The following is a 19,620-nucleotide window of genomic DNA, read 5'->3' as shown; positions in this document are numbered from 1 at the left end:
CTTACGGTCTCCTTGACTCCACATCGTTTTCACTTATTAATACACTATACGTATAAACAGTGTCTTTCTTGCCTTCACCGAGAATTGCTGGTGGCAAAACACCAATGTTGACAAAATCAGGCGGGGGTGCTTACTATAACATTCATGTTTTGCAGCCTGTTAATGGTTTAAGGAGCCAGAGTTGTTCAATAAGAATATGCTGAAAGGCGGTTTTGCCACTGTTGCAGGGGCATGTTTCAAGCTGTTTAAAAAGTCTAAGCTGAATCACGCATTAACGGTTTTTTTGTACCACGACATAACTTATACCCCAAGCGAATTCAGTAAAATGTACAAGCTAAATGTCCCCCCCGATGTATTTGACTTTCAACTCAAGTATATAAATAATAATTTTAATGTAATTACACCGGATGAGTTAATCAGGGGGGATATTCCCCCGCGCGCCGCTATGGTTACGTTTGACGACGGCATGAAGGGATTTTTTTCAGATGCCGCAAGGATAATAGAAAATAACAGGGTTCCAACTGTAATTTTTCTCAACACTCAGCCCGCAGGCGGCGAGATATTCCAGTCTGGTCTCATAACCTATCTTTGCGAAAAAGAAGAGGGTTTTAAAGAATACCTGAGACGTGCCGTTGGTTATGAAACCATCATAGCCCCGTTGTTTCTAAACTGCACAAGAGAGATTGTGAACTCTTATATTTCGCAAACCGGTAAGGATTTCAAAGACACAGTCGATAGGTTTGTCGGCCCATTCGCTTCTGAGGACGACCTTATGATGACCTCAGAAAGCAAATACATTTACTATGGAAACCATCTGTATAACCATGACGTTGCACTAACTCTTTCTGATGATGAGCTTAGAGAATCTTATCAGAAAAATGAAGAAAAATTGCAGTCCTTCAAAAACTATACAAATCTCTTTGCCTTCCCCTTTGGTCAGCCCGGCACTACTTTCTCAGAGGGACAAATTGACATTATTCGTTCTCTCGGCGCTCAAAAAGTCTTTTCCTCCTATCCGGTAATCAACTATACGCCGTCAAATGCGTACCTGCACAGGATAGCGCTCACAGATTTTAATGACACAGGGTTAAAAATCTGGTACCAGATATTCTATAACGAAATAAGGAATAACCCTGTCTTTAAGTCGATAAAAAGGGCATTATCTAAATGAAAGATAACGAGACGCTTATAAAAAATATATCACGGTACGTTGCAAGCAACATATTTCAGCGCGCATGTGGCATCGTCAATACCTTTATAAAAAAACCAAAGCTGCTGCCGCCGGAACTCTACGGATTGTGGAATCTCATCAATATTATAACTACTTATGCCACCGCCCACCTTGGCACCAGATCGGTAAACGACACAAGATCAATCATCGCTGTGATTTTAAATGAAGGACAAAAAAACTACTAAAATCTAAGAAAGGGGGATAGCTATGCAGTATAAAGCCTCTATAATAATTCCTACATATAACAGGCCAGTAGATTTGAAAAACTGCATCAGGTCAATCTTAGACCAAACGGTGCTTCCATATGAATTAATCGTCATTGATGACGGTAACCTTAGCGAACTGCCCCTAAAGGCAGAGTGTGAGCAGGCGGGCATTAAATATGTGTACTTTAAAAAAGATAAACCCGGTCTCACCGCATCAAGAAACAAGGGGATTGAGCTTGTAACCGGAGATATAGTGTTTTTCTTTGACGACGATGTCGTGCTTTTCCCAGATTATATAGAACAAATCCTGAACATTTATAATATGTCTGAAGACGTTGGAGGCGTAGGCGGGGCAATTGCAAACCATAAGAGGCTCAATCTTGTCAAAAAAATAAGAAAGATACTTGAAATCCCTTTCATGGTATCAGGCGTTAGAGAGGGCAGGGTGCTGCCGTCTGGTTTTTGCACGAGCTTTGGCACAACACCGTTTGAAATCAAAAAAGTTACAGAGGTCGATTTCCTCTCAGGAGGTGTTAGCTCATTCAAAAAAGAGGTGTTTAATACGTTTAAATTCGACGCTAAACACTTTCTTAACTATGGCATGGGTGAAGACAAAGATTTCTCATACAGGGTATCAAAGGCCTATAAACTAATCTACACCCCCCATGCCAGACTCTACCACTACGAAGCGCCGCAAATGAGACCCAACGGCTACAGGGAGGTTTTTATGTTTGTCGTGTTTACACACTATTTCTTTAAGACACACGTAAAGAAGTCGCCCGTAGAGTGGCTGTTTTTTTTCTACGCGTTTTGGGGCTACCTGCTTTCACGCATACTTGTCTGTATTTTCGCTCCAAAGAAACATAATGTCAATAAATTACGAGGGCTGTTGGGCGGTTTTTACGATGTCATTGTTCGCGGCACTAAGACTGTGGAGTAGATTCGCTTTGAGAATTCGTACAGGCGGATGCGGTAATTTATTCCGTATCCCTATGGCTTGAGCGGCAATTTATCCCGCATCTTGATTGTAAGTGAGTTAGCATAGTCACCTCTGTGTTTCTGCCGCTGAGGTGTCAGCTTTCAGGCGCGATATAATAGTTGCTGTTGAATATTCTCAGACGGCTTACGCGCAAAGGTGCGGGATTGTGCCTTGCTTCTGGATATTAGTTAATGGTATAATTATTGCATAGTTCTTTGAGGCTATTACTAGTTGTTTGACTGCAAGCGCTTAAAGGAGGCATGATATTATGGTGGATTACAAGAGGCTGATAAGCAGCAACAGGAGGGAGTTGTTAAACTTTAAAGGGAACCTGTTGAGCATTGCTGCTGCAAAGGATGTTAAATCAATCATGGTAACAAGCGCCATGAACGGTGAGGGCAAGACAACTACTGCTTTAAGTCTGGCTTACACGTTGGCTGTCAACGCAAAAGACAATGTCTATTTAGCCGACGGCTCCTGGAACGCCCCCAAAATAGATAAGATATTTAACATGGGAGAGGCGCCGGGAATCTCGGACTATTTTCAGGGTGCGATAGGTTTGAATTCAGTAGTGCGGCAGACTCAGATTGACAATCTTTCCATTATTCCATTTGGTAAGAAGACATCCTCGTCAATGGAGATTTTGAAACCAGAGCTGTTAAAAGAAAAAATAGCTGAGTTGAGAAGTAAATGCGATTATGTCATTTTCGACTCCGCCTCCATAATGGGCTCTGCCGACATTGCAGTGTTATCGACATTCTTCGATGGAGTGATTATGGTAGTAGAGTGTGAAAAGACAAAATGGCAGGTGGTGGATTTGGCAAAAAGCAAACTGGAGGCAGCCGGGGCAAAAATCATCGGCGCCGTCTTGAACAAAAGAAAATTTTACATTCCGAGGTGGCTATATGGATAGACTTACTCAGACACTAAAATGGTTTAAAAACAAACGGGTTAGCCTGTTTGTTTGTCTTTTTTTGTTAACTCTGGCGGCTGGCTGCGCCTCTGTGGGCAGCCGAGGGCAGTCAGAGATTGAAGGCGACATCGTTTTTGAAAACAGATATGACAACGATACCGCATTTAATACCTCATACGATGTCTTCCCTGAATATCGTGTTATGCCCGGTGATATCCTTGAGGTTTTCTATAAGGTGGAGACCGGAATTGCACAGCAATTCAAAATTGAAATAGACTATACTGTGATGGTTAAGTTCGTTCACGCCCCGGAGTTAAACGAAACACAGACCGTACGCCCTGACGGTACCATCACGCTTCCATATATTGGTAAACTCTATGTCATGGGGAAGACAACCGATGCGCTTACTGCTGAACTTAAGCAGTTCTACTCAAAAATACTGAAAGAACCTAATTTATATATCACAGTGCCGGAGTTCAGATCAACCCTGAAAGAGTTCAAGGCAGACTTGCACACTGCCCCGCGCGGACTGAGCAGGCTTGTTACGGTAAGGCCGGATGGAGTTGTTACGTTTCCAATCGTTGGCGATGTGTTTGCGGCTAAAAAAACACTTAGAGAAATCAATGTCGGTTTAAACGCTGAATATGAAAAGATAATTCCCGGCCTGCACGTTAATCTATTTTTAGAAAAACAGTCAGGGTTTCTTGTTTACGTATTTGGCGAGGTCAAAAAACCCGGCGCGTTTCCTGTCATAAAACCGATAAGCCTGTTAGAGGCACTGGCCCTTTCTGAGAGTTTTCTCCCAACGGCCAAAACTGGCAATATCATCGTGCTTAGAAAGACAAAAGAAAAAATCGTCGCTACTGCGGTTGACCTTACCGATGTGTTAAGCACCCAAAGCAGGGCTAGCCTTATGATGCTTAATCCAGACGACGTAGTCTATGTCCCAAGGAGGACACTCTCTAAGATGGCTGACATAGCAAAGGACATATCAGATATAACATTCTTCAGGGGCTGGGCGCTTGGCGGGAGCTTCGGCTGGAACATGTATAACGCTCCATCAACATCCAGGACCGATCAACAAACTGCAACTAGTCAGTCATCTTCAATTACAGATCCGACAACTGGTCAAACAGTTACTACGTCAACTACGACGGTTAAATAAGGAGGATATATAGAATGAAAGCAGAAGGTATGATAGAGGATTATAAACGAGTACTGCTGACAACGTTTTTTGTCCAGAAGCGGATTATCTACACCGCGGCTGCCGTGATCTTTATCTCTGCAGTACTCGTGTCCTTTCTGTGGCCAAAGACCTACGCAGCCTATGGTTCAATACTGGTCAAGGGAAAGAAGTCAGATAAAAGCCCAAGCGCCATAGAAAGAGAGGAGATACGCCCACATCCTGTTACAAAAGAAGACCTTAACTCAGAATCGGAGATACTCATCTCCCCTGATGTCATAAAGAGTACCATTTTGTGGATGAGGGACAATAAAAAATATAAGCAGCCTCGCTCCATGCTGTCTTCCCTAACAGGGATGCTTAGTAAGTCTAAGGCCAGCGATAATGACAAGACCGTAGCTGAAAGCGAGATATACACAATAAGAAAAAGCATAACTACAGTTATCGTCCCAACTACAAATGTTATTAAGATAACATTGACAGATAACAACCCCCAATACGCAGTTGATTTGTTGAATGCCCTGATGGATCAATTCTTAGCGTACCGCTCGCAGATTTACAATCCTGAGGGGACTAAGTCATTTTTCCTTCAACAGGTAACTGATACCAGGGCGGCGATAGAAGGCAAGGAAGATGAGCTTCTAAAGTTATATAAAGAGGGTGAGGGTATAATGCCTGCTAAGGAGATCGAGAACAATCTTGCCCTGAAAAAGGACCTGGAGCAGGACCTCCACTACCTTAAGCAGAATGCGATGGAGAAAAAACACCTCATTGAATATGTAGAGAATGCACTGAAGGATAAGGAATTGAGTTATTTCTCCTTTATAGAAGGCAATGACGCCATTACAAATTTAAGCAAGGCACTTCAGGAGCTTGTTGCCGAAGGCGGGCCTATTGTAACCAGGTACAGCCCTGACAGTGAGAAAGTAAAACTCTTTAACGAGCAGGTCACCAACATGTCAAAAGCTTTAAGAAGAGAAGTGGAAGGTTATGTGAACAATGTAAGAAGGCAGCTTAATACAACCAATGATAAAATCGACTCCGTTGAACGGCGTATCGACAAGATTAATGCTCAGGATATAAAGCTCCAGGAGCTGCTCATTGCCACCGAACGCGTTAAGAGGGATATAGAAATATCCAAAGCATCTTACGATATTTTCTCTAAACGCAAAGAAGAATCCAGAATATCGTCGTCTTCAGAGGCCGGTAACTTCCTGATAAGCACGATGGGCAAGGCCTTTCCATCAAGCGGCCCAATATTTCCAATCCCTGGGCTTCTGATACCCATAGGGCTTGTCGCTGGTGCAATGACAGGTATGACCCTCGGATTCTTAAAAGAGTACATGGACCAGACATTCAAAAGCCCTGAAGATGTAGTTAAATACGCGCATCTGCCAGTGCTTTTATTTATACCGTTCATGACCGACGCACCAGCACAGTCAGACAAGGGTGCAGCTCCACCTTCGGCAAAGTCTTTTGGTGAAGGCGGGGTATCAGCCGATACGTCGGTATCTGATATGTTTACAACCCTAAAATCATACATCAGGATATTCAAGGACTGGTTTGTTACAACAAGGACAGTGTACATGCGTGGGATAGTCTTGCTTTGTATGACTGTTGTCCTTACAGGAACTCAGGTGGCAGCTTCGTACAGCACAGAGATTATAAATATGATGGACTCTGCATCGAAGGCCCTGCATATAAATATATCACAATCTTCAGCAGCATCAGGTTCTTTGAATGCGGAAGCCGCCACCCAGCCAAAAACAGCGGTTGCAGCGCCAGCAGCTTCCGCACCGCAGTCAACCGCTAAAGGATCTGCTGATACAAAAACGTCTGGCATGAGAACTGCCCCGTTACAGGAAACTGAAAAGCGCAACTCAGCAGATGTACCGGGCAGCCGTAAAACCATCTCACATAAGACAGTGCCTTCTGTTAAAGTTAAGGTTAATACCGCTAAATTACACACCATGCCGTCACCTCGAGCCATCATAGTTGCCTACCCCCAAAAAGGGGATAAAATAGTCGTCCTTGAGACGTATGGCAAGGATTGGCTTAAGGTGAAAACTGCCGATGACACAGAAGGCTGGATTTCAGCATTAGTAGTAGGCACTAAGGCAGAGACCGCTGGACTGTAAGATATGACAAAGGCTGATACAGGCTATTCAGAGAAAACCGCTAAGATGGTTGATTGTGAACATACGCTTAATTGATATGGGGGATGTTTATGGTCGCTGGTAATTACATGGTGTACAGGGGAGTTGACTATGGCTGTTAAGTTCAATGTGACAACCGGTTATAAGGCGTTTTCTACCACATTAAGCTTTGTTTTTGATATTACACTGTCGTCATTACTTTTGGTAATGGCCGCTCCTTTTTTTATAGTTATATCAATCGCAATAAAAGTGACAGACGGAGGACCGGTATTTTATCGCGGTGAGCGTATGGGTAGATTTAAGATTCCATACACGATGTATAAGTTCCGGTCATTAGTGCCCGACGCCGAGCGCATAATAGGCGCTGAACTCTTGACATCGCAGCGCGATATTGTGACCAAAGTGGGAAGGTTTCTGCGCGAGACAAGGCTGGATGAGCTTCCACAGTTGTATAACATTTTAAACGGCACTATGACGTTTATAGGTCCAAGACCGGAGCGTGCGGCGATATATGAGAAGTTCTGTAAGGATATAAAAGGCTATGACAAGAGGTTTTTGGTGAAACCCGGGTTAATTGGATATTCGCAGTTGTTCACGCCTCATAATACCTCTAAGAGGCTGCGTACCCTTGTTGACAATATGTATATTGCAAAAAGACAGAATGTTTTAGTTGATTATATCCTGGTATTTTACACTGCGTATCTGTCTGTGAAGTATACTGTTGTGAAAATTATCCCAATAATCTGGAGGAAACTGTTATTGCATGCCCTTGGAAAAAGCACTGAGGACAAGAGATATCTTGAGAGGGTTTATCTTGACAACGGCAAGGTTTTCTACGGCACTAACGAACAATTTACAGAAGAGGGTGTGTTAGTAAATATCAACGAAGACGCCTTTTTGATGTATACGGACAAACATGTAAGCCATGATGAGGCATATTCTTATAAACTTGAGATATTTTCAAAAAAGAAAAAAACGGCCTTTTGCGGCGGCGTGATATTTAAGGAATACGACTCAGGGGATAAAGACTTTAAACATGCCTATGTGATTAATTACAAGCCGGCATCTCCGTTGAATGCCTACATGATACACCAGTACTTTTTACAAAAGAGTGTGGCCCAGATATGAGAGAACTTATCTCAACACTAACAGCACGCCCACTGGAGAAGCTATTATATCTTGTGATTTTTCTTACGATAGCAGTCATTATGACCACTCCGTATTATTACCTGGCTGTCGTACCGGCGCTGCTGATAATTATTCTTGCAGTATCGTATCGTTATCCTATTTATGCTTACTATGCGATTATCTTTCTTATTCCGTTTGGCGCGTACAGAAACGTATCTGACGTGGGTTTTCTAAGGCTGCACTGGGTATTGGCGGCTATTCTTACTTTGTATATGCTGTTTAGGGCATTTCAGGAACGGCATCTGCCCGATGAGTTAAAATCAAGGCTATGGCCTTTTGTAGTCCTTCTTTTTGTAGTGGACTTCATATCCTCGATGTTTTCCCCTTACCCGGCAACTGCGTTTCATGATGTTGCACTATTTGCTGTTGGCGGGGTATTTGTCCTTATCAGCATGTATTTTATAGACAAGAAAGCACTGTTTAATTACCTTCCCGTAGTAGTGGTGGTCAGTGTTTCGTTGAGTTCGCTCTTTGGGGTTTTAGGTTATGTGTTTGACGTATCTTTTTTCGCGGAAAAGATAGAGGCCGGTCAGTTTAAAAGAAGTCTCGGAGGCAGTACCGACCCGAATAACTATGTGCTGATGATTACATTTGCGTTCCCGATTCTTTTTGCGTTGTTTGACAGGGCCAGAAGACCGGCATTAAAGGCATTATATCTGGGATTAGCTGCAATAAACATTATGGCGGTTATCTTTTCGTTTTCCAGAGGCGGCGCTGCCATATCGTTAATGGTGCTGCTTGTTATATTTGTAAAGTACATAAAAAGGCAGGCGGTGCATCTTGTCTTTGTGCAGGTATTTGCGGTACTCCTTGCTGCATTTCTTATTGTAGGGATGCTGCCGGAGAATTATATTGTCCACTTTAAGAATATTGCCAATCCACAGGCTGATGTGTCCATTGACAGACGCTCCACGTATCTTGTAGTTGGGCTAGAGTCATTTTACAGGCATCCCATAATTGGTACGGGGCTTGGTACTTTCAGGGATATTTACAGTGAATCCACATATGCCCGCAAGTTTGCAAAGGAGGGTTCTACGAACAGGCGTTACGCGCACAATACGTATCTTGAGTATCTGGTTGGAACCGGCATATTGGGTGCGGTGCTTTTTGTATGTCTTATAGTGATGGCGGCAAGGAATTATATTGACGCGAGGAAAAATTTCCTGAGCAAGGGCGACTTTGAAGGTGCATCTTTTGCCGGGACATATTTGTTTTCGTTTGTAGTACTGATGATATACTTGTTTATTTACAGCGACCCATTCCATAAGTTTCTCCTGCTTTCGCTGGGGCTTTCACAGGTCACGTACAGGTTATCGCTGCCAGGGAAGAAGTGATTAAGTGGAAGAAGTGATTAAGTGGACTTTCGTACTTTCGATATTTGCGATTATTTCATTTTTCTTTCTTAACCCGCTCTTTGTATATCTTGTTTATCTGATACAACCCCTAAAAAGACGCATACTCAAGCCATACACCGCCTCAGTGTCGTTGATCATAGTTGTACACAATGGAGAGAAAATCATCGCAGCAAAGCTGGATAATTCTCTATCGCTTGATTATGGAGCCTGTGATTACGAAATCATTGTGGTCTCAGACGGCTCTTATGACAAGACAGACGAGATAGTCAAAGGTTATGAGGACAGGGGCATAAGATTTATAAGGCTTGAAGAACACGCTGGTAAGTATGCCGGAATAAACGCTGGGGTTGAGGCGGCAAAAGGGGAAATCCTTGTGTTTACTGACGCAGACGCTATGCTGTCTAAAGATGCGATACCTGTCATTATGCGTAACTTTTCCACCCCAGATATTGGCGGTGTTTCGGGGCGGCGTGTCATCGGTGACACTGGAAATCTCAAAGACGCCCAGCGTTACTATGTTAATTTCGACACCGCTATAAAACAGATTGAGAGCCTTTCTGGAAGCATTTCATCAAATGACGGCAAACTATTTGCAATCAGAAAATCTCTGTTCAAAACTGTTCCACCTTCTGTTACAGACGATTTATTTCTGAACCTTGCTGTTGTAAGCCAGGGCTTCAGGTTTGTTTATGAACACGGTGCTGAAGCATCGATAAGTACACCATCAAGAAATCCTGAACATGAAATCATACGGCGCAAAAGGATAGTGACCACAAGTCTAAGAGGAATTGCCATGTACAAAGAGTTGTTAAACCCGTTTAATTTTGGATTGTACTCAATAAATCTTTTTGTCAATAAAATAGTGCGGCGTTTGCTTCCGGTCTTTTTAATCACCCTGTTTATGAGTTCTTTGCTGCTGGCAAGGGTGCATGTGTACTATGCAATATTTTTTGGCCTTCAGGCCGTATTTTATCTCTCCAATATTGTTTATCTTGTGGTGTTGTCAAAAATCAGAAAAATAAAGCTGATAACGCGCTTATTTTCAGTTGCATTTTATTTTACACTAGGAAACTATGGTACCCTGCTGGGGGTGATAGATTATTTAAGAGGCAAAGAGGTTGTCAAATGGGTACCTATAAAAAATGACTGATAAGCCGTCTGTTCTTATCATTGCGCTGTCGCTGCGCTTTGGGGGTGCGGAGGTTAGGGTTATAGAGACGGCAGCTCTTCTGCACGGCAAATGCCAATACGGTGTTGTAACATTGAAAGACACCCCGCTTCAGCAAAAACTTCAGGAACGGGGTCTTAATACATTTCCTCTTTCTCAGAGCAAGGCAAACCCCTTCATTCTTTTCAGTATTTATAATATAATTAAAAAAGGGGGATTCAGCGTTGTTGATGCCCATAATCCACAGTCACAGCTTTGGGGGCTGCTTGCAGCGCTTTTTGCCCGCACACCGCTGATAATATGCACAGTCCACAGCAGCTACGGACACACGGAAAAGGGTATAAGGAAGGTGCTGTATGAGCTGATTCTAAAGCTGAACATAGTTTTTGATACTGCATTTTTGTCTGTATCAGAGGCGGTAAGCATATATCTCACTGGTCTTGGGGCGCGCAGGATAACGTTGAGCCCTAACGGTATATCAATACCTGAGACAGGCCGTGCAGGGGCGCTCAGGGAAAAACATAGGGCTGCCTTCGGTTTGAGTAAAGACGATTTTGTCATAATCAGCGTAGGGCGTCTTGAGCCGGTAAAGGGGCATGTATACTTAATAGAAGCCGTCAGCGAACTTCGTAAAGCCGGTAAGTCAGTAAAATGTCTGATTATTGGCGAGGGGCGGTACGAAGAGACATTAAAAGAGCGGATAACGGCGCTGGGTATGGCAAACGAGATACGGCTGGTTGGATTTCGCACTGATGTTGAGGCGCTGCTGCCAATGGCTGATGTGTTTTGTATGCCGTCGCTGTCTGAAGGGCTGCCCTATGCACTTCTGGAGGCATGTGCCGTTGGACTGCCAATAGTGGCATCGGGCGTTGGGGGTATAGCGCATTTTCTAAAGAACATGGAGACAGCGGTTTTAGTGAAGCCGGAGAACGTCCCAGGACTTGTGGAAGGGATAAGGTATGTAATGGAAAAGCCACAGGAGAGTAAGCATATGGGCATGGCCGGATATGCACTTGTTAAAAATAGATTTTCAATAGAATCGATGCACAGGCTCATGCTGGAAGTCTATGGTTTGTCGTAAAAATGAGTTTAAAAATTAGGCGGCATAATTTGTCTGTGCAAACAAGGGCAAAGTTTTAACGGGAGCAGGGATGTCCTGACAGGGGAAAGTTTGTAGAATAAAAAGAGCTTGACAAATACAATATTTATTATATATAATTAAATCAGAACAGGTGTACCAGTCGAACTGGGTAGTTACCCAGGCGGCAGATCCTAAAGCCACTTTTATGGTGGCTTTAGTTGTTTATGGTGGGGATTTGTATATTTGTTATGTAGATGAAGCAGGTTGTACAGGTGGATTACCGGATGCTAGCTCATCTATCCAGCCAGCTTTTGTTATCAGTGGTATTATAATGGAGCAGGAATGTATACACGCTCTAACATATGATTTTTTAAATATAAAAAAGCACTTTTTCAAAAGATTATTTTCTGGACTACTTGATTTGGATTGTATGATAAAAGAGATCAAGGGAAGTGATGTTAGGAAACTTATAAAAGGAACCCGAAATCAGAATAGACATGCTTTAAAATTTATTGATGAAATCATAAGATTATTAGAGAAATATAATGCAAAAATTATAGGCCGTGTTTGGATAAAGCCTTTTGGTTTCAATGCTTTTACAGGAAAGTCTGTTTATACCTCTTCGATTCAACATATAGCAGCTTGGTTCCAGTCATTTTTATTAGATAAGAATACCAATGGTGTCATTATAGCTGATAGTCGCGATAAAGGAGGAAATACAATTGTTTCTCATTCAGTATTTACTCAAAAATATAGATATAGAGGTGATGCATATGACCGTATACTGGAAGTACCGGTATTTGGACATAGTGATAACCATGCTGGTCTACAATTAGCCGATTTACTTGTGTCAGCTATAATTTTCCCGATTTCTACAACTGTTTATTGTTCAGGTTATCTAATAAATACTACACATCATCATCCACAATACTTAAGTATTCGACAAAGGTTTGGGGTGAGGCTTGAAATATTACAGTACAGATTTCAGGGCTCAGACCGCACGTTAGGAGGTATTACGGTTAGCGACCCGTTAGGACATAAAAATGGAAGTAAAATTTTTAGGACTTGAATAACCGGTGGAAATACCTGAAGGTTAGATGCAAATTTGACTACAATTGAGTACAAGGGGGTAGAGTATGGTCAGAAAAGCTATTTTGATGCTGTTGATTTTACTATTAACTCAGGGTGTTTCTATTGCACTGGAGCAGGGAAGTCTGCCGGGGGACTGGCGTCCTTTTTCTGACGATTCACCGTGGAATAAGCCAATACCAACCGATGCAAAGACACATCCCAATTCTGAGATAATTATGAAAACCATTGTCTCCGAGGCAAAGAACATTCGTTTGGCTAAACAATTTGCAATCCCCGTGTGGGTTGTCGATTCAAAAACAACCCCGCAGACAAAGGTCAAAAGTACAAAAATATTCGATACATGGGACAAGGACAGGGCCGGTATCAGCGATGTGGAAATCCCAGTGACAAGGGAGATGTGGGGAGAAGCTACTGCTGACGGTCATATCTGCATTGTTGACCCTGTGGCAGGGCGTTCATGGGAGATGTCTGTCTACAAATGGAGAAAAGACGACGATATGCCGCGCTCAAATACATTTAATATCTGGGACCTGAAAGGCACTGGCATCGGTGACCCTAAGGGCAGTAAGCGATGGTTCCTTATAGGGGGACGAGGGTCAGGATTTCCGCTGATTGCCGGACTTATCCGTCCAGAGGAGATCAAACACGGTGAGATCAGACACGCAATGGTATTTACATTCCCCAAAAACAGGAAACCAGACACTGGAGACGCAATTTTTATATCACCAGCGGCCAGAAGCGACGGGGCTGTTAAGGGTGTTGAATATCCAATAGAAGGGATGCGCTTTCAACTTGACCCGGCCCTTACTGAGAAGGATTTCGACAGTTGGGGGTTAAACAATGAAGGAAAGATAGTTGCAAGGGCGCTGCAAAAATATGGCATGTACCTCGGCGACAACGGCGGTGCAATGGCAGTTCAGGCGCAGCTCCTTGCCCCTGACTCCGATGAAAACCAAAAAAAGTGGAATGGCTTATTCCCCGGTTTTTACAAAAATATCGAGAAAATACCAACGAACCAGTTTCGCATAGTTTATACAGGCGAGCCGATTATTAAATAACTGGCGGTCATATCTCGCCTACGTCTTTGCACCTTTGTGCTTAGACGCATTATGTTTTACGACTTTGTGCTTAGGCTTTACGGCATTACGCTTAGAGTCATGGCGCTTCAAGTCTTTGTGCTTTACGTCCTTGTGCTTTACGTCTTTCAGTTCGGATTTACTGTGTTTTATATCCGATGGGGGCAGATACATGTATGTCCCTTCTTTGAGTTTTGTGCTTACTGATTTCCCATTTATCTGCGCCAGTATGTCCTGAGGCACATTTAACCTCTTTGAGATTTTCTTTATCGAGTCAGCCTTTCTTACCCGATACATATCAAGCTGATAACGCTGATGCTCAGGTGTGTTTTCATATATCAGCCTGAACTCATCCTTCATGCCATGAGGCACTCTCAATCTGTATTTCGGCACATCGGGAGGAATGCACCACTGTTTTAACTCAGGATTGAGCTCCCTTATTTTCATTGTTGAGGTACTGGCTGCCTTGGCGATAAAACTTATTGTAGCCGGTGGCTTGACTATTACAATGTCATATTCAAGCGGGGTATCATATTCAATATCGCTAAAGCCATACCTCTCAGGGTCAATGGCTATCTCTTTTGCCGCTATAAATTTTGGCACGAAGAGTTTTGTCTCCCTTGCAATAAGCCCTGTAGTGATAAGGGTCCAGTAGCTGTCTGTGTTCGCCATTTTTAATGCCTTTTCTATTTTAATCTCACCGGCGTTATATGCCGCTAGTGCCAAGTCCCATGTGCCGAACTTCTCGAAGAGAAATCGGAGATATTTCGATGCCGCGTAGGTGGATTTTATTGGATCCTGCCTCTCATCGACCCAAAAGTCCACTTTTAAATTATAATCACGTGCCGTTGCTGCTATGAACTGCCATGGACCGGCTGCCTGAGCCGGTGACTTTGCAAAATTATTATAGCCGCTCTCTATCAGTGGCAAATAGACAAGTTCCTCCGGTAAATTATGCTGATTTAGGATTTTTTTCATAAGCGGCAGGTACTTTGAGCCTTTAACCAGCCATTGGTTAAATTTCTTTTTTATCGTGTCAGCAAAGAATGTCAACTGTGCTGAGATTGCTTCTGCGGCATTGGTGTCGTTGTCATACTGAGTAAGTCTTTTGAATCCTTTGTGTGAGAGCATTTCCTCTTTCTTAATTGAGCCATCGTTGTCTTCCTGCTCTGGAGGCGGGTGCAGCGGCGCCATAATATAAGAACGTTCCCTTACTGATTCAGAATAAGTGACACCCTTAGTGGACAGGTCACTTACGCTGCGGTGCATCAGATTGTCTTGCATTGTGCCTGGTGTTTCGCTCTTTCCTTCTGTATCATCAACAGCATTTATTAAGGCATCAGTCTTCGCAGGTAAAAGCAGCAACAGCAAAAATAAGAATGCCGCCCTGTATGCAGCAGTAATTGTCATAAAGTCCCTCCTTATATAAGGCCGAAAAAATATATGTTTGGCGAAAACGGCCATATAAACCTTTACATAATTAGCTTGTTTTTGTCAAGCAATTATTTTGAGGCATCTGGTATTTATGCCCTATACATGATATAGAGAAGCGATATAAGTTAAACACCCACATTTCTCAAATGCCCTTGCCCTGCCAGTTGCCTTTATCATCTAAGGTATTTTATGATTGAAGTTGAAAACATTAGGGGGGTAATATTGGATATCTTTTATTACCATGAGGTAACCAAGCACAAGGCAGGGCGGTATGCAAAGTCCCCAGGATACATGGATTGGGAAAACGAGCCTGTGCCATTGCGGAGTTTTGATGGGGCAGAGGTTTTAAAGCTGCCTTTTCTGGAAAAAGAACCAGATGTTTTATACGATGAGATTTTCCAGCGGCACTTGCCCTCAAAAGGGATATCGCTTTCAACTGCTGCCAACTTTTTGGAACTTTCTCTTTCTCTTGCCGCGTGGAAGTCCTATGGAGGCAGCACGTGGGCGTTGCGTATAAACCCATCAAGCGGCAATCTGCACGCCGAAGAGACATACGTGCTGATGCCCGTTTCGGAGAATTCTGCGGCACTGTATCACTACAACCCTTATTTCCATCTCTTTGAAAAGAGGGCTGGGATAGATACTACAGCGTGGAAGACAGCAAAGGATTTCTTCCCCGTTAGAGGTTTTTTTGTGGCTTTGAGCTCAATACACTGGCGAGAAGCGTGGAAGTATGGTGAGCGGGCCTTCAGATACACTTGTCTTGATATTGGTCATGCCGTTGCTGCAATGTCAGTATCTGCAAGTGTTTTTGGCTTGAAGGCCACGGTACTCTCCGGTATGTCCTGTTCGGATATAGCAGCAGTACTGGGGTTAGGCAAAACCCAGTGGATAGAATATGAGGAAGAAATACCTGAGACACTTCTTTTCATACATGAACATACCGAAGCGGAAATCCCCCGGCGCTTGCCCGATGAAATCATCGAACACTTAAAGTGCCAACACTTTGCAGGTACACCAAACCGGTTAAGCAAAACACACATTCCCTGGGAGATTATAAAAGATATATCCACCGCTACTGAAAAACCTGCAACAGAATTTCTAAAGGCCGCGTATATCACAAAAGAGACAAGGGTTTCTGTCACTTTGAAGATGGCCTCCCATGTAATACGTACCAGGAGAAGCGGTCAAAGGTACGATGGTAAGACAAATATGCCGTTTGATGTGTTCCTGTCCATACTGAACAGGACACTGCCGACATCGCTGCCTTTTAATTCCGACATATATCCAGTCGAAGGGGCCGTGTTTGTCCATTTGCTCGTATATGTCCACAGGGTTATGGGCTTGCCTCAGGGAATATATCTGTTTGCAAGAGATGACAGTGAAATTTCCGGGATGAAGCAGCGTATGTCGGCTGACTTCCTGTGGGAAGAGACAAGCGCGCCGCTTTATTTGCTTCAGAGAGGGGATTTCATAAATGTCGCTGCCATGATTTCCTGTGGTCAGGATATAGCCGGTGACGGGGTGTTTTCTATTTCAATGATTTCAAGGTTTGCAGATATAGTTAGCGATACCCCCTACATGTACCGGCGGCTTTTTGGGGAGGCTGGTATGATTGGTCAGATGCTCTATCTTGAAGCTGAAGCACGCGGCTTCAGAGGCACTGGGATAGGGTGTTTTTTCGATGATGAGGTACATAACCTGCTTGGACTTCAGGACAACTACTACCAATGCCTCTATAATTTTACCATAGGCAATGCCCTTGATGACAAAAGGCTTACCACACTTCCCCCATATTATCATTTGAAATGATGATACCATCTAAGTCTGCGTTTGTTATCTCAGCCCTGCAAAGCGGCGCCGGGAAGACAACAACAGCCCTTGCCCTGATGGCCGCCCTTACTCAGCAAGGTCTACGTGTGCAGCCGTTTAAGACGGGCCCTGACTTTATTGACCCAGGCCTGCACCGCGCACTTACCGGCACAAACTCGTGGAATCTTGACAGATGGATGTGCGGCGACAACTATGTCAGGCACATATTTACTGAGAAATCACACGGCGCCGATGTGTGTATCATAGAGGGTGCCATGGGAGTGTTTGACGGAGGGGCAGCCTCGGCTGCTGAAACTGCAAAACTCCTCTGCCTTCCCGTAGTTATCACCCTTGACGTGCGGGGGACTGCCGAGACCGCAGCAGCTCTTGTCAAAGGGATAGAGGCATTTGACCCCGACCTTACGCTTGCAGGCGTCATCCTTAACAGGACAGGAAGCGTGAGGCACTACACGAGGATTAAAGAGGCCATTGAGACACACTGCAACTGCCGTGTACTTGGCTGCCTCCCCGTTGACACTGAAATTCGCATACCTGAGCGTCACCTTGGCCTTTACACAGCCGAAGACGGTGTAATAAGCGCCGAGTTCACTAAAAAACTTGCGGAAGCCGCCAGTAGCACCATCAATATCGAAGGCCTGCTCAATTGCTCAGAGGTCTCAGCGGCCGTAACTTTCGATATTCCAATTATACCAACGCCATCTCCGCCACAGCACACACCACGCATAGCTGTTGCCAGAGACAATGCCTTTTGTTTTTATTACGAAGACAATTTCGACTACCTGCGCCGCGCCGGGGCAGAGATAGTCTTTTTCAGCCCCCTAAACGACGACAAAATCCCCGAAGGCACCGGGGCGGTCTATCTTGGCGGCGGCTATCCAGAACTCCACGCCGAAAGGCTCTCCTCCAACATGGATATGATTCACTCCATAAGGGATTTTGCCATCAAGGGAGGGGCAATATACGGCGAGTGTGGCGGATTCATGTATCTCACTGAAGGCATTATTGACCTCAATGGGAGGTTCTTTCCGATGACCGGTATTTTCCCTATAAAAACAAAAATGGCTAACAAAAGGGCTAAACTTGGTTACAGAGAGGTTACCCTCACATCAGATTCAATCATAGGGAAAAATGGCGATATACTACGGGGGCATGAGTTCCACTACTCAGCTATGGAGGCGATGCCGACCTCTGTCGAAACCATATATGAAAGCCGCGAGGGTACAGCAGGCTACAGGGTAAGAAACTGTTCAGCCGGTTACGTACACCTGCACTTTGCAAGCAGTCCGAACATAGCCGGTTCCTTTTATTTAGCAGCAGCTACCGGGGTTACCGCTTGAGCTGCCGGACGGTTGGGGGAGACTGCCAACGCCTGATTAGCAGGTGCTGCCGCCTGCATGGCTGGTGGCGCCGCCTGAACGGGGGCTTGCGCTGTCTGCGAGGACTTTTGCCTTAATCCTTCAGGATAGTAGTTGTTCTGAGGATTCCAGAGCATCCAGCCGTGAGAGCCAAACTGTTCAGCAGCCTTTATCTGCTCCCTAAGCGGCTCTCCTTTGAAGAACCTCCTGTCCCAGGCATAATCCCTGAATGCCTGTATCCAGGGCCTAAAACGATTTGGAGGTAGTTGAGTGCGCTCCTGTGCCCTCTTAAGCGACAGATAGACTATTTTATTAGGATTTTGGACAGGATTCTTGTAGCCGGGGATTCCATACTGAAACCCCGATGGATAAAGCATTGGTGACAGGTAGTCTGGGACACCGGCGAGTTCTTCGAGTTTCTGGCCAATTTGCGTATCATCTTTGTTCCAGCATACGTAGCCAAAGATGTCTGCGCCAATGTATACATTATAGGGGGCAAGCCTTCTCTTGGCCTCCTGAAGAAACCCGGTGATTGCCTTCACTCTGGCCTCCTCAGTGCTTGGCTTGGAAAACTTTGGTTTTAACGAATCGGGAAACCGCACGTAATCAAACTGTATTTCATCAAATCCGCTCTTTGCGGCCTCAATAGCTACATCAATATTGTAGTCCCATACCTCTTTTCTGAAAGGATCAACCCATGCGAGTTTTTCCTTGTCACGCCAGAGGTCTCCGCTCTGAGTCTTTACTGCAAGGTCACGCCGTGCCTCTGCCAACGGTTTGTCCTTAAATACAACAATTCGAGCTATCATATATATGCCTTTATCTTTATAAGTCTTGACCATCTCTTTTAAGTCTTTAACAAGTATCACTTTTTGTCCGCCGATTTCAGCGGCAAGCGGGATGGAACTCTTGTAGTTCAGCACACCCCAGTCGCTTTTTACGTCAATAACGAGTGCATTGATTTCTGTTTCTTCAATGAGTTTCAGGGCGGCGTTTCGCAGTTTCTTACTGGACACACCGTACATGGATAAATAAAGGGCCTTCGGTTCAAACGGTCTCAGAGGTATCTCAATTGCCGCAGTACCCTGCGAAGGGGCAACCTCAGTCCTTGTGTATCCCGGAGATTTTGCAGATATTTTGCTTGACGGTGATAATGGGACATTTAAAGCGGCTATGCCGACTTCGTTGGTCACAAGTGTAGTGTTGTCTACCTGTACGGTAGCATTTTTAATTGCTTTTTTTGACATGGAATCGATAACCTTAACATCCTGCGCGTATGCCCCGTTAAATAAAAGCGCTACGCAAAACAGTGTTGCTGCAAAATACCTGACTACTGGTTTCATCTTATTCATCTCCTGGCATCTCCTGGC

The 19,620-nt window shown here is 44.2% G+C and carries 16 protein-coding genes; 14 read left to right on the top strand and 2 right to left on the bottom strand.

All coding sequences use genetic code 11. From position 1 onward, the window contains the following. Positions 1–181: 181 nt before the first annotated feature. The 12 genes from ASN18_RS11785 to ASN18_RS11730 all read left to right on the top strand — a co-directional run bounded on the left by ASN18_RS11785 (position 182) and on the right by ASN18_RS11730 (position 13,610). Complete coding sequence (locus ASN18_RS11785; RefSeq protein WP_085052945.1) at positions 182–1,171, top strand: polysaccharide deacetylase family protein; 990 nt, start codon at positions 182–184, stop codon at positions 1,169–1,171. Further along, positions 1,168–1,416, top strand: coding sequence for a hypothetical protein (locus ASN18_RS11780; RefSeq protein WP_085052944.1), 249 nt, complete (start codon positions 1,168–1,170; stop codon positions 1,414–1,416). Before ASN18_RS11785 ends, ASN18_RS11780 begins: the two co-directional genes overlap by 4 nt. Before the next feature lie 22 nt (positions 1,417–1,438). Then, on the top strand, positions 1,439–2,377 hold the full coding sequence (locus ASN18_RS11775) for a glycosyltransferase family 2 protein (RefSeq protein ID WP_085052943.1): 939 nt from the start codon (positions 1,439–1,441) through the stop codon (positions 2,375–2,377). A 307-nt stretch (positions 2,378–2,684) separates the two neighbouring features. Then, positions 2,685–3,329, top strand: coding sequence for a CpsD/CapB family tyrosine-protein kinase (locus tag ASN18_RS11770; RefSeq protein ID WP_085052942.1), 645 nt, complete (start codon positions 2,685–2,687; stop codon positions 3,327–3,329). Continuing rightward, a complete protein-coding gene (locus tag ASN18_RS11765; RefSeq protein ID WP_085052941.1) occupies positions 3,322–4,494 on the top strand; it encodes a polysaccharide biosynthesis/export family protein in 1,173 nt (390 codons plus the stop codon). The genes ASN18_RS11770 and ASN18_RS11765 overlap by 8 nt, the downstream gene beginning before the upstream one ends. 14 nt (positions 4,495–4,508) lie before the next feature. Then, positions 4,509–6,650, top strand: coding sequence for a Wzz/FepE/Etk N-terminal domain-containing protein (locus ASN18_RS11760; protein WP_085052940.1), 2,142 nt, complete (start codon positions 4,509–4,511; stop codon positions 6,648–6,650). A gap of 129 nt (positions 6,651–6,779) precedes the next feature. Further along, positions 6,780–7,796, top strand: a complete 1,017-nt coding sequence (locus ASN18_RS11755; RefSeq protein WP_085052939.1) for a sugar transferase — start codon at positions 6,780–6,782, stop codon at positions 7,794–7,796. After that, on the top strand, positions 7,793–9,190 hold the full coding sequence (locus ASN18_RS11750; RefSeq protein WP_085052938.1) for an O-antigen ligase family protein: 1,398 nt from the start codon (positions 7,793–7,795) through the stop codon (positions 9,188–9,190). Before ASN18_RS11755 ends, ASN18_RS11750 begins: the two co-directional genes overlap by 4 nt. 4 nt (positions 9,191–9,194) lie before the next feature. Continuing rightward, complete coding sequence (locus ASN18_RS11745) at positions 9,195–10,361, top strand: glycosyltransferase (RefSeq protein WP_085052937.1); 1,167 nt, start codon at positions 9,195–9,197, stop codon at positions 10,359–10,361. Then, positions 10,354–11,460 carry a glycosyltransferase gene (locus ASN18_RS11740; protein WP_085052936.1) on the top strand — a complete coding sequence of 369 codons (1,107 nt, stop codon included), beginning with the start codon at positions 10,354–10,356 and terminating at the stop codon, positions 11,458–11,460. The genes ASN18_RS11745 and ASN18_RS11740 overlap by 8 nt, the downstream gene beginning before the upstream one ends. A gap of 151 nt (positions 11,461–11,611) precedes the next feature. Beyond that, positions 11,612–12,529, top strand: coding sequence for a DUF3800 domain-containing protein (locus tag ASN18_RS11735; RefSeq protein ID WP_157072958.1), 918 nt, complete (start codon positions 11,612–11,614; stop codon positions 12,527–12,529). Positions 12,530–12,596: 67 nt separating this feature from the next. After that, the gene (locus ASN18_RS11730) at positions 12,597–13,610 is read left to right on the top strand and encodes a hypothetical protein (RefSeq protein WP_085052934.1); all 1,014 of its coding nucleotides are present in this window, start codon (positions 12,597–12,599) and stop codon (positions 13,608–13,610) included. A gap of 18 nt (positions 13,611–13,628) precedes the next feature. On the opposite strand, the gene ASN18_RS11725 is transcribed toward ASN18_RS11730, so the two are convergent. Continuing rightward, positions 13,629–15,038: a lytic transglycosylase domain-containing protein gene (locus tag ASN18_RS11725; protein WP_236861707.1), complete on the bottom strand. Its 1,410-nt coding sequence runs from the start codon at positions 15,036–15,038 to the stop codon at positions 13,629–13,631. Between the two features lie 213 nt (positions 15,039–15,251). On the opposite strand from ASN18_RS11725, the gene ASN18_RS11720 reads away from it, so the two are divergent. Both ASN18_RS11720 and ASN18_RS11715 read left to right on the top strand, forming a co-directional pair. Then, a complete protein-coding gene (locus tag ASN18_RS11720) occupies positions 15,252–16,874 on the top strand; it encodes a SagB/ThcOx family dehydrogenase (RefSeq protein ID WP_085052932.1) in 1,623 nt (540 codons plus the stop codon). Further along, entirely contained in the window at positions 16,871–18,232 is a 1,362-nt protein-coding gene (locus ASN18_RS11715) for a cobyrinic acid a,c-diamide synthase CobB (RefSeq protein WP_236861706.1), read from the top strand. The genes ASN18_RS11720 and ASN18_RS11715 overlap by 4 nt, the downstream gene beginning before the upstream one ends. Here ASN18_RS11715 and ASN18_RS11710 read toward each other — a convergent pair. Next, a complete protein-coding gene (locus ASN18_RS11710) occupies positions 18,199–19,602 on the bottom strand; it encodes a putative glycoside hydrolase (RefSeq protein WP_085052949.1) in 1,404 nt (467 codons plus the stop codon). The two genes, ASN18_RS11715 and ASN18_RS11710, sit on opposite strands and share 34 nt — an antisense overlap. Positions 19,603–19,620: the final 18 nt, after the last annotated feature.

Origin of the sequence: Candidatus Magnetominusculus xianensis (assembly GCA_001541255.1) — a bacterium.
Lineage (GTDB): Bacteria > Nitrospirota > Thermodesulfovibrionia > Thermodesulfovibrionales > Magnetobacteriaceae > Magnetominusculus > Magnetominusculus xianensis.
Note: the sequence above shows the minus strand (reverse complement) of the source record. Positions and strands in the feature narration are given on the sequence as shown.